We start from the raw sequence: 12611 nt of genomic DNA on the forward strand, positions 1-12611 counted from the left end.
TAAATATTAATATCAAATAATAAGCTCTCAGTAATCTTCAAAACATAAAAACAGAAAAACCTATTTTATTGAACAGTCGCCGTTTGCCGCATCTTGCGAATGGTTAAGCGTCTGCTTTACACGCTGATTTTTGGGCTTTGATAGGCATCTTTAGCTTATCGTCAAAATCATCTTCACAAAATTTAGGTAACTCGGAAGAAAAAGTAATAGAGGTAAAAAGTATTAACCCTAAATAATCTTTTTTATATCAGATTTATTAATGAAATATTAAATGGCATGTCACTCTACCATGATCCAATAAATACCTTCATCAAAGCTAAACGAAAAGAAATTTCCATTAAGCCTTAAACTAAATTTACCCTAACAAGACTAATCGATATGTTTATCTATAAAACAAAACAGCCCCCGTATTAAAAAATAGCCAACAACCCCCGCTCCCTCCTGTTAATGATTATTTTTTGTTTACAATGTAAAAGGCCATTTACCCCATGATGAAACATGCGCGTTTTTACTTAATTTTGATCCCGTCTTAAGTGGGGGTTAATTCACAAGAAAGTATCGGAAACACACGCAACTATTGACTTAGAGTGAGGAACAATTAGAGTGAAGCTCAGAAAAATTTTAAGATAGAAAGTAACGTTTACAGCAGCAAAAGTCGCCTAAGGTATAATCGCGTGATAAGACGGTCATATGTCTGCTAAAAACACTATCAAATATTGAACTTTCGTTTATAAAACAATAGGTAAAAAAATTGGCTCAATATGTTTATTCTATGCTCCGAGTCGGAAAAATTGTTCCACCGAAGCGTCATATTTTGAAAAATATCTCTCTGAGCTTCTTTCCTGGGGCGAAGATTGGTGTTTTAGGTCTTAACGGTGCGGGTAAATCAACCTTATTACGCATCATGGCGGGTATCGATACGGAAATTGAGGGGGAAGCACGCCCTCAACCCGGTATCAAAATTGGCTATCTACCACAGGAGCCTAAGCTCAACCCTGAACACACTGTTCGTGAAGCGGTTGAAGAGGCAGTCTTTGAAGTTAAAAACGCATTAACGCGTTTAGATGAAGTTTATGCCGCTTATGCCGATCCTGATGCGGATTTCGATAAGTTAGCTAAAGAGCAAGGCGAGTTAGAAGCCATTATTGCTGCACAAGATGGTCATAACTTGGATAACCAGCTAGAGCGTGCTGCCGATGCACTGCGTTTGCCACCTTGGGATGCTAAAATCGAAAACCTATCCGGTGGTGAGCGTCGCCGTGTTGCTATCTGCCGTCTTCTGTTAGAAAAACCGGACATGCTGCTCCTTGATGAGCCAACTAACCACTTGGATGCGGAATCCGTTGCTTGGTTAGAACGTTTCTTACATGACTATGAAGGCACTGTTGTGGCGATCACCCACGACCGTTACTTCCTTGATAACGTTGCAGGTTGGATCCTCGAACTTGACCGTGGTGAAGGTATTCCATGGGAAGGTAACTACTCTTCTTGGCTAGAACAAAAAGATGAGCGTTTAGCGCAAGAGGCTTCAACGGAAGCGGCAAGACGTAAATCGATTGAGAAAGAGTTAGAGTGGATCCGCCAAAATCCAAAAGGCCGTCAGGCGAAAGGTAAAGCACGTCTGGCTCGCTTTGAAGAACTTAACAGCGTTGAATACCAAAAACGTAATGAGACCAGTGAATTATTTATTCCACCAGGTCCACGTTTGGGTGATAAGGTTATTGAAGTTGAAAACCTCAGCAAATCTTACGGTGACCGTGTTCTTATCGACAACCTAAGTTTCTCCATTCCAAAAGGAGCCATTGTCGGTATCATCGGCCCTAACGGCGCGGGTAAATCAACCCTATTCCGTATGATCTCAGGCCAAGAGCAGCCAGATTCAGGCACCATCACCTTAGGTGATACGGTGAAGATTGCCTCTGTAGATCAGTTCCGTGACTCCATGGACGACAGCAAAACGGTTTGGGAAGAGATCTCGAACGGACAAGATATCATGCGTATTGGTAACTTTGAGATCCCAAGCCGCGCTTATGTGGGTCGCTTTAACTTTAAAGGCGTTGACCAAGGTAAACGTGTTGGCGAGTTGTCCGGTGGTGAGCGTGGACGTCTGCATTTAGCTAAGCTGCTACAAGTTGGCGGTAACGTACTGTTACTCGACGAACCCACGAACGACCTCGACGTTGAAACATTGCGTGCCTTAGAAAACGCCTTGTTAGAGTTCCCGGGCTGTGCAATGGTTATCTCGCATGACCGCTGGTTCCTTGACCGTATTGCAACTCATATTATTGATTATCAAGATGAAGGTAATATCACCTTCTTTGAAGGTAACTTCTCTGAGTATGAAGATTACAAAAAACGGACTATGGGTGCCGAAGCTCTACAACCTCATCGCATGAAATATAAGCGCATGAGCAAATAAGCCAAGCCTCCTACAAACACAAATACCTCATGATGAGGTATTTGTGTTATTCCAATCTCTCACTTTCAATAACCCATTATATTATTCGTCTAACATCAGCAATTGCTGTACTAACGAAATACAGGTGAGAAAACGGGTATCATAGTCAGGAGAATCAACATGAACAAATTCCACGTTGTTTTTCTTTAGCATTTCAATTAACAAAGATTGAAACTCTTGCCGGTCTTTTTCACTCCCCAAGCTACGTAAACCATCGGCTACCCATGGGGTATTATTTTCTAATAAGATTACCAAATCAAAACGATACTCATCAATCAAGGCCTGTACGAAAGGATGCTCTTTGCCCTCATAGCGCTTACAAAAAGCCTGAGTGGTAATAAAATCGGTATCAATAAAAGCGACCTTATTGGCGTATTTAACCGCGAAATCAATATATTGAGCATGGCCTAATGCAATTTTATCGTAGTCAGAATATTGCAATGCCATTTCATCACCACCAAGATGAGAAAACACATAATCACGCCCAAACTCCCACGCACTGGTGGTATTAAAAATATTGGCCAGTTTGTTGACGAGTGTCGATTTTCCACTCGATTCACCACCGAGTATTGCCACTTTACGTACAAAGAAGGGCTTCACTTCTGTCGGAATATAATCCCAATATCGGAAAGGGGCCTGACGAATTTGATTACCACTGATATTCATGAAGGTCCGTTCAGGATCGATTAAGATAGTTTCTATCCCTAAGTACTTTTTATAGCGCGGTGCATCATTGGCTTCACCCGAATAGATAAAACTTGGGTGAATATTGTGCTTTTTCAAAAAGCCCTTCATTCCCTCACTCCACACTTCCCAACCGTGTGGATAAGGTTCGATACCTTGCTCATCGAATGAATGAATATGAATATTTTTTTGATATTTGAATGTTTGTAATAACCAACGTAGACGGTCACTGACTGTCGGCTGTTGTGACATGGAGCTATTCACGAATAGGTCTTTATCACGCGGCTCATCATGGCAAAGAATGACATGTAACTCATCAACTTGACTACAAGCACGCTGGATCAAGTAGATATGACCTGTATGTAAGGGATAGAATTTCCCGAAAACGACCCCAATGCTTTTTTGTTTATTTGGGTATTCCAGCCCTAAAAAGCGATGAAGTGCCGCGATCTTTTGTGCGCTCGGGCTTTTAATTTTGTTGTTGATAAGCTGGCTGAGATACCCTTTGGTCATATCAGAGGCATCAGCAACTTGCTGTAATGTATAGCCAGCTTGCTTAATTGCATTCTTAAGATAGTCAAATTCAGCCATTTAGTTCCCTTATTTGCTCTCAATAATTCGAAATGTAGCGCTATCGAACGCCACGAAAGTGCGAAATATGACGAGACGATTAATCAAATTCATCCATTACGCTTAAAGCATCTGACAACTTTTTCACACCATACACTTTCATATCGGGAGGTGATTTTTTGGGCATGTTCGCATGGGGAACAATCGCCCGTTTAAAGCCATGTTTTGCCGCTTCTGAAATACGCTCTTGCCCACTCGGCACAGGGCGAATTTCACCAGCTAAGCCAACTTCACCAAATACCACAAGGTCTCGTGGTAAAGGACGATCCCGAAAACTGGAGACTAAAGAAAGCAATAACGCCAAGTCCGCACTCGTTTCAGTGACCTTAACGCCGCCAACCACATTCACAAAAACGTCTTGGTCTGACATTTGTAAGCCACCATGGCGATGCAAAACAGCCAATAAAATCGCAAGACGGTTTTGCTCAAGCCCTACCGCAACTCGACGAGGATTTGACATCATTGAATGGTCGACCAATGCCTGTATCTCCACCAGCAGTGGGCGTGTGCCTTCCCATACCACCATGACGGAACTACCCGATGTGATTTCATCACCACGACTTAAGAAAATAGCCGAAGGATTATTTACCTCTTTCAAACCCTGTTCCGTCATCGCAAACACACCTAGCTCATTAACCGCACCAAAACGGTTTTTATGGCTACGCAAAGTACGAAAACGGTTATCGGCATCCCCATCCAACATAATCGAACAGTCGATACAGTGCTCTAGCACCTTAGGACCAGCTAAAGAGCCATCTTTCGTCACATGACCGACCATAATGATAGCGACACCGCGCGTCTTGGCGAAACGCGTCAAGTAAGCGGCGGTTTCACGCACCTGAGCCACACTGCCGGGGGAAGATTGGATATCAGCCATATGCATGACTTGGATTGAGTCGATCACCATTAATTTAGGTTGCTCTTGCTCTGCCGTTAAACAAATTTGCTCAATGCTGGTTTCAGATAGCATATTTAGCGAATCCGTCGGCAAACCAAGGCGATGTGCACGCATAGCAACCTGTTGCAGCGACTCTTCCCCTGTGACATACAGTGTTTTCATTTCGCGTGAAAGTAAGCACATGGTCTGTAGTAGCAATGTACTTTTCCCAGCCCCTGGGTTCCCGCCAATCAAAATCGCGCTCCCCGGTACGACGCCACCACCAAGTACGCGGTCAAACTCTTTAAATCCTGTGGTAAAACGCGGCAGCTCTTCAAGGCTAATTTCTGATAGCTTTTGCACACGGCTTACGCCAGCAGCATTTCCGGCATACCCCGTTAAGCGATCATGACGTGGCGATGATTGACTTGAGGCGAGGCGCACTTCTGTAATGGTATTCCATGCATGACAGGCACTGCATTGCCCTTGCCAGCGCGGATAATCCGCACCGCACTCATTACAGACAAACGCTCTTTTTGCACCTTTCGCCACAATATTGCTCCTATTAACCCTTTTTTAACTAACTGCCTTTAATTCAAAGTATATGCTATTCAATAATCCGCATAGTTGCTGCCCGTAATACTTAAAATACCCCGTCGCTTTACGGCTGCCCTGTATGATGAATATTACCGCTCTTCGTGCTTAAGCCCCCCGCTCAACACGCACATAACCCCCATTAAATCAGCATGACGGATAGCCACTTTGGCACGTGCGTAGACTTTTGGCTTCGCGTGATAAGCTATTCCTAACCCCGCCTTACGCAACATTTTCAAGTCATTTGCGCCATCGCCGATTGCCACGGTTTGTTCAATCGGTATTTCTAAACGCTCTGCTAACTTAACCAGCGTTTGTGCTTTAAATTTGGCATCGACAATTGGCCCTTTGACTTTACCGGTGAGCTTACCGTCTTTGATTTCTAGCTGATTCGCAACAGCGGCGACCAATTTTAATTGTTGACGTAAGTTATCGGCAAAGAATGTAAATCCTCCTGATGCAATCGCCACATGCCAATCCATCGCTTGTAATTTACGAACAAGGCTGGTTAAGCCAGGCATCAATGGCAGCGTATCCATGACTTGCTGCAAAATCATCACATCGGCCCCTTTAAGTAACGCCACACGCGCTCTTAAGCTTTCCGTGAAATCTAACTCACCTTGCATGGCTCGTTCAGTCACTTCCGATACTTGCTCGCCCACGCCATACAAACGTGCAATTTCATCGATACATTCAATTTGAATTGCCGTAGAGTCCATATCCATTAACAGCAGGCCCGGTGAACGTAAACGGGGAATTTGCCCTAATGGAACAACATCTAATAAACTTTCATCGGCTAATTTTTTGATGCGAGGAGTAATGCTTCCCGCAATTCTGACCACTTGATAGTCATCGATTCGCCATGATGAAACGATCACTATCGCTATCCCCAAACGCTGCTGAAAATCGCTGATCCGTGCCTTATCTAACCCTCGTCCATATAATAACCAACCACTGTCGCCAGCGCGGTAATCTAAAGGCATGACCTCTTCACCGCTCAATGACAGCGGTAACCCAGGCCACTTTTGAATTTCATCGGGTAAATAGCAATAGGTCAAACTCGTTGACATGAAAATTAGCTCCTGTAATCGACTCAACGTTTTATAATAAAAATATGCCCCAAAACTACCTTATCTGTACAAGCTCTGGCAACATGATGCCAGAGAATGGATAAAGAGCACTTAGTGATTTCTATGAAACTGACCTTTAAGCTTCACAAAACAGTGATAATTATTATCTGTGTCGCATTAATCACCCTATTAATGCATGGCATAACCTATTTAGGTAACAGCCAAAACCAAAACAGAGTCGAACAATTTAAACAGCTAACTCGAGTTTTGGCCGAACAAGTGGCTTTCAGCTTATCCGATTATATCGTTTCCGGCAGCAAAGATTTTAATCGAGAACGCATTATCGCCAATTTAAACAATGTCACCAAAGACAAATACATTTTGGATGCCAGTATTTATTCGGCGGGAGGAACCTTAATTGCGAGTGCGGGAGAGTCAGTTCCGGTACGTGAACGCCTTGCCATTGATAGCAAACAATCAACACAACCTTTTCAATATCAACTGGTTGTACCTATTCCCGGAAAAGAAGAGCCAAAAGGTTATTTACGGCTTACCATTGATACTGAGCTACTAACCACAGAAATTCAGCAAGCTGATAACAGTACCAATGTATTACGTTTCTTTATTTTATTAGCGCTCTGTATTGGGATTGTGCTGGCAAATACCTTATTCCGCACCAAGAAAAAGAAAGGCAAAAATGTACCGCCTCAGCTCGTTGTTGATGAAGACAGCGGCAATGAAGATGATGAAAATATGGCACCAAACATTGCCAAAAAACCTCATTTCGACCGAAAAAGAAGCGAACATCGGCCTTATCGCCCTAAAAGACGTCGTGCTAAAAGCAAGCCGAATAAGCCCAAACCCCCTGAAAATTAAGCCACGAACTCACACTGCTGAGGATCTCCCCTCAGCAGTTCAATTACATGGAATAAGTGTCAAAAACAATCGGTGCAACGAATTCGACTTTGCCATCCACTAATAGCGTTTCAGGAGGGGCTGGGAATGGCGCTGCGCGGTTTATGGTCGCAATCGCCTCTTTATCTAACAGTTTGGTTCCAGATGAATTAATCAGACTGGCACTAATCACCTCACCGTGACTGTCCACCATCACTTTGACCTGAGAGACACCGGTTGAACGAAAACGTAGCGCCGCCCTTGGGTAACGTTTCGCTTTTGCTAAACGCTGATGAACCTCACTGTGCCAACCTTGATGACCACTCACCGCCACCGAGGCATTACTGGAGAAGTTCGCACTGCTACTTGCTTCACTTCCCGCTGCTGGTGCCGAAGTCACTGCTGACTCTTGCGTACTGAGAGGCGCCTCTTCAACGACTTTTTTGACTTGTGTAGGTTTCTTTTTAGGTGGGTGTTTCTTTTCGCTGACCTTGGTTAAGGTTCCATTATTAACTAACGGTGTTTCGGGTAGTTTTTCTGTTTTTTCAACTAATTCAGGTAAAACTTCCTCATGTGTCGCCATCTGCTGTTTCGCAGCATGATTCACTTCAGGCTCTGAATGCTGCTCAAGCTGATAAACGCCTAGTTGTAATGATATTGCGGGTGGCAATACCCCTGTTGTCGGTATTGACGCCGTAAACCAGCCAATAAATATCACTGCGAGTGTTCCGTGGAAAAGAAGACTTAAAAATAAACCGCCCAGTGGACGGAAAATCGGGCGCTCTAACTTGCCCGCGATACTACTCATATTCTGCCTCACGACTTTATTTTTTGCAGATTATAGGCATAATACAAACAAAAATGATATTCATTATTATTAATAACATTCTAAAGTTAAAATAACTATTTGAAATAAAACAATAAAGCGATTTGAGCAAATCTTTATCACGCCTAAGCGTGTAATTTAACTTTTAACACCAGCGAAAAATGACTATTGATAAATCCCTTGCCCGTAAAATTAGCGGCGCATATCAGTCAACGTATAGCCAACTTGTCCGCTTTTTCCGCAATCGGCTAGGTAATAGTAACGATGCTGATGATTTATCTCAGGATGTGTTTACACTATGGCTTAATCGAAAAGAGCAATCTCCGATTAAAGAGAGCCGTGCTTATTTGTTCAAAATCGCCAATCATGTGTTAATTGACCATTGGCGACGTCATCAACGCCAACCCACGTCTGAAACAAACATTGATGATGCTTTACTTGAACAGCAGCTCGAAGAGACACAAGCTGATCCCAGTGAAATACTGGAGCATCAACAACGTATCCAGTGGCTTAGTGAGGCGATCGAGTCGCTCCCTCCACGGCGTCGCGAAGCTTTTTTGCTCTACCGATTTGATGGTTTGTCACAAAGTGAGATTGCTGAACGAATGGAAATTTCCATTAGTATGGTCGAAAAGCATATAGCAGCAGCTTTGGTACATTGTAAAAAACACCTTGATAATCAGAGCAATAATAATTAATGACACGTACAACACACTCTGAGCCGGATACATTAGATTCTATTGATGAGCAAGCAGCGCTGTGGTTCACCCGCAAGCACAGTCAGCAGATGAGCGCTGAACAAGCAAAGCAATTTGATATCTGGTTACACGCATCTCCTGAGCATGCGAAAGCCTATGAAGCGATTGCAGGGGTTTGGCGCGAGTTCGCTTCAATGCCACGGCCAGCGTCTATTGAACTCCCCCCGAAAAAACAGCTCTTTTTCCGGTTATGGCGCCCATTGGGAAATACCTTAGCAGCGCTATTTATTGCCGCTATTTTATTCTTACCCTATAGTCAGCTACCCTCAATGTTGTTCAACAATATGACTCTCGTCGCAACTAATATGCCAAAAGAGGTCACTCTATCAGATGGCTCTGCATTATTTCTCAATCGCCAGACACGCGTGCGGGTAGCCTATGAAACAGAGGTTCGGCGGATATATCTAGATGAAGGTAACGCTTATTTCAAAGTCAAATCCAATCCTTATCGGCCTTTTGTGATTTTAGCCGATGAAAGGCGCATTCAAGTCATTGGCACTGAGTTTGAAGTCGATAGACATCAGCAACAAGTCGCTGTCCGTGTTAGCAAAGGGATAGTGAGTCTGAAAACAGGGCAAGAGCAAGCAACGACTTACCTGTTTGCTGGGGATAGCGCGACTAGCTCTGCCATCAATAGCCCTGTCAAAATGAATAAAATTGCGCCTCTTGATGTGGCAAGGTGGCGTTTTGGTGAGTTGAGCTTTACTGATAAACCATTGGCTGAGGTGCTCTCTGAACTTAACGCTTACTCACCCGTCAACATTGAATTATCACCGCCTTCTTTAGCGCAAAGTAAAATCTCTGGTCGGATCAATTTACGTCAACCTGAGTCATTTTTCCAAGCACTTCCAATGCTTTTACCTGTACAAGTCGTTTATCAAGACAAAAATAACATATTGATTATTCAAAATAAAAAAAATAAATGAAAATTATTTCGATTTACAGGTGAGGATAATTCTCATTTCCCCCTCTACTTAAGCAGTTGTTATTTATTTTGCCATTTTTAGCACACTTTTTGTGCCGCTTAAGAATAAGGGATACTCATGTCTATTCGATTCACCCACAAACGGTTTAAGCCGCTTGCACTGTTCGTTGCCGTTAGTAGCGCAATAGTTTGCCAATCTGCTGCTGCGCAAGAAGTCGCTTTCTCACTTCCAGAACAAGCACTAGCCACTTCTGTGGCACAGATAACCCAGCAAGGAAATATCCAATTACTGTATGACAAGAGCCAACTCAATGGCCTACGCGCGCCTGCATTATCAGGTCACTACACCGCACAAACCGCATTACAAAAAATACTTATCGGTAGCGGATTAGAGTTAGTCAGTGATAATGGCATCTTCGTGATCCGTTCACAGAACCTTAATCAAGGCACATTAGTCCTCCCCGAAACACAGGTTTCTGGGGTCGTACAACAAAATCACCCAGCGACAGATGTTATGTCTGCGCCACAGTATGTGACATCGGAAGAGATCAGCCAACGTAACACGGGCGATGGCAATATTACGGATCTGATGAAAACCAACCCTGCCGTTCAATTTGCTAATAATGACAGCAACTCAATGAACCAAGGGGAAATAAAGCCTTCGCGTATTTCAATTCACGGCTCCAGCAGTTATCAAAATGCTTATCGTCTTGATGGCGTTAGCTTCAACAATGACTTTGACCCCGCAGATAATGGCCTTGGTGAAACAGCAACCCGCTTAAGCAGTAGCGATCAGGGGATCTATATCGATAGTCGTCTTATCGATAGTATGGCGGTCTATGACAATAATATTCCTGTCGAATTTGGTGGCTTTACGGGGGGAACCGTTGAGGTTAATAGCCGCCGTTGGCAAGGTGAAAACAGCGCACACGCCTATTATCGGTTAACCCGCTCCGGTTGGAACAATTTATTTCATGATTCCTCGCTTGGGATCGATACGACCAAGAATGACACCGCTAACCCTGCTCGTTTCCAAAATCGCTACGATAAAGATGATTTTGGTGGTTGGTTCGAATTAGGTGTCAGTGAAAATTCAGGTATCGTATTTTCAGCGTCACGCCGCAGTTCCACGATACCAATGACGGTAACTGGCGGCGATTCCGTTATCTTTGATGAAAATAATCAAGTGGAAATGGTTAATTTCGCTTCAGGTGAAAAGAAGCAGCACCGTACATCGGATAACTACTTCCTGAAATATTCGCTCGACCTATCAGATAAAAGCACATTAGATCTCTCAGCTAACTATGCTTCTTACGATAGTCGTCTATTTTCTGCTTCAGTCATGAATTCAGGTTATGATTCAACCCATGATGGACTGGGTTTTACCGCGGTTTTTAAACATCAATTTGATATTGGCCAATTCGAGTTAACCGCGAACACCCAAACACTCAAAGATGATCGTACTGATGACCAAAAATATTCACTCACAGTCCGTGCTATTGACTATTCCACCTATCAAACCACGGAAAGTAGCAGCGGCGGTTTAGGCGATCTCACCTCAAAACAGAAAAATCATGGGTTAAAGGGGGTGATGCGTTTTAATACCATGGAAGATGGCATAGGCCTCACTCATAAACCCACTTTAGGCGCAGAGCTCAATTACACCAAAGGCACTTATCGACGAGATAAAGACTACTTCCGTTATACATACACAGGTAGCATAGATGACAGTGGCATGTATAACGGTTACCTCAGTAATGTCACTCGATTCCAAGCAGGAAGCCGCGCTGCGGACTACACTAATTATGCTGTATTCCTTGATGACAATATTCAATACGGCAAGTTAACCATTCGTCCGGGGATCCGTTTAGATCGCGACGACTTCGTTAATCGTACCAATATAGCACCGCGTTTATCCGGTAACTACGACGTCTTTGGCGATGGCAAAACACAGATTATTGCAGGTGCGAACCGTTATTACGGTCGCTCAATGCTCACCTATGCCTTATATGGCGCACAAAATGATGGGATGCAATTATGCAATAGTTATGATGGCTGCTCCCTAGATCCTAATAAAAACGATTGGGATAACAAAAAAGATTATGAAGGACTTGATTCACTTAAAACCCCTTATAACGATGAGCTAACCCTTGCACTGCAACAGGAGATCTTATCAACCACATGGCGCCTACAATATGTCCACCGTGAAGGTTATGATGAGGTAAGAACGCGTACCAAATACGATACTCGTGATGCAAGTAAACGTAGCATTCGCACCTTTGATAATGGCGGTCGTAGTTCACATGACACCGTGACACTTTCCGTTAATAACAGCCAACCTTGGGAGTGGGCAGAAGCTTCTCATGTGATGACCGCTTCACTGACATGGCAGCAAAGTGAAAGTAATACGCCAAAAGATGCAGGCTATAACTCGTTTGATCCTGCCAATAAAGTGAACCTCAACAAGGTATGGTATGACGGTAAAGTCATCGATGCCTCGAAACTGCCATCCACCAGTTTCAACTCGCCATTCAAATTAAACTTAGAACTGACCAGTGTTTGGGATGATTACGACCTAACTTGGTATAACCGCCTGCAATGGTGGGGCGCACGCGACCAAGCTGTTCGCTATGACAATGCCTACGCATTTGATCCCGAGTATGGGCAAGTTCGTAAATACACCAAACAGCACTTCTCCAGTAAATACACATGGGATACCCGCCTTGGCTGGAAACCTGATTTTGCCTATGGCTTTGGTTTCTCTGTTGAAGTGAACAATATCTTGAATAACAAAAATATCGCAGACCGCTTTGTGTTCGAAGATAGGGTGTTGAAATCTTACGATCCAGGTCGCCAATTCTGGCTACAGGTCAATTACGACCTTTAAATCTTGTT

At 43.6% G+C, this 12611-nt stretch carries 9 protein-coding genes; 5 read left to right on the top strand and 4 right to left on the bottom strand.

Annotation, left to right across the window (positions count from 1 at the left end; all coding sequences use genetic code 11):
- Positions 1–751: 751 nt before the first annotated feature.
- On the top strand, positions 752–2419 hold the full coding sequence (gene ettA / locus PR833_RS06540; RefSeq protein ID WP_014656823.1) for an energy-dependent translational throttle protein EttA: 1668 nt from the start codon (positions 752–754) through the stop codon (positions 2417–2419).
- An 81-nt stretch (positions 2420–2500) separates the two neighbouring features.
- On the opposite strand, the gene nadR is transcribed toward ettA, so the two are convergent.
- The 3 genes from nadR to serB all read right to left on the bottom strand — a co-directional run bounded on the left by nadR (position 2501) and on the right by serB (position 6313).
- Positions 2501–3733, bottom strand: a complete 1233-nt coding sequence (gene nadR / locus PR833_RS06545; RefSeq protein WP_004926682.1) for a multifunctional transcriptional regulator/nicotinamide-nucleotide adenylyltransferase/ribosylnicotinamide kinase NadR — start codon at positions 3731–3733, stop codon at positions 2501–2503.
- A gap of 79 nt (positions 3734–3812) precedes the next feature.
- Entirely contained in the window at positions 3813–5201 is a 1389-nt protein-coding gene (gene radA / locus PR833_RS06550; RefSeq protein ID WP_004926679.1) for a DNA repair protein RadA, read from the bottom strand.
- A 134-nt stretch (positions 5202–5335) separates the two neighbouring features.
- Positions 5336–6313 carry a phosphoserine phosphatase gene (serB, locus tag PR833_RS06555; RefSeq protein ID WP_004926677.1) on the bottom strand — a complete coding sequence of 326 codons (978 nt, stop codon included), beginning with the start codon at positions 6311–6313 and terminating at the stop codon, positions 5336–5338.
- 96 nt (positions 6314–6409) lie between these two features.
- On the opposite strand from serB, the gene PR833_RS06560 reads away from it, so the two are divergent.
- Complete coding sequence (locus tag PR833_RS06560) at positions 6410–7189, top strand: AhpA/YtjB family protein (RefSeq protein ID WP_053110841.1); 780 nt, start codon at positions 6410–6412, stop codon at positions 7187–7189.
- Between the two features lie 43 nt (positions 7190–7232).
- Here the strand turns inward: PR833_RS06560 and PR833_RS06565 are convergent, their stop codons facing one another.
- Complete coding sequence (locus PR833_RS06565; protein WP_004926672.1) at positions 7233–8015, bottom strand: energy transducer TonB; 783 nt, start codon at positions 8013–8015, stop codon at positions 7233–7235.
- A 179-nt stretch (positions 8016–8194) separates the two neighbouring features.
- Here PR833_RS06565 and PR833_RS06570 point away from each other — a divergent pair, with 179 nt between their 5' ends.
- The 3 genes from PR833_RS06570 to PR833_RS06580 all read left to right on the top strand — a co-directional run bounded on the left by PR833_RS06570 (position 8195) and on the right by PR833_RS06580 (position 12603).
- Positions 8195–8731 carry an RNA polymerase sigma factor gene (locus PR833_RS06570; RefSeq protein ID WP_036941906.1) on the top strand — a complete coding sequence of 179 codons (537 nt, stop codon included), beginning with the start codon at positions 8195–8197 and terminating at the stop codon, positions 8729–8731.
- Positions 8731–9717, top strand: coding sequence for a FecR family protein (locus PR833_RS06575; protein ID WP_061064679.1), 987 nt, complete (start codon positions 8731–8733; stop codon positions 9715–9717). The genes PR833_RS06570 and PR833_RS06575 overlap by 1 nt, the downstream gene beginning before the upstream one ends.
- 117 nt (positions 9718–9834) lie before the next feature.
- Entirely contained in the window at positions 9835–12603 is a 2769-nt protein-coding gene (locus tag PR833_RS06580) for a secretin and TonB N-terminal domain-containing protein (RefSeq protein WP_272525979.1), read from the top strand.
- Positions 12604–12611: the final 8 nt, after the last annotated feature.

It is taken from the genome of Providencia sp. PROV189, from assembly GCF_028480065.1.
In the GTDB taxonomy this organism is placed as follows: domain Bacteria; phylum Pseudomonadota; class Gammaproteobacteria; order Enterobacterales; family Enterobacteriaceae; genus Providencia; species Providencia stuartii.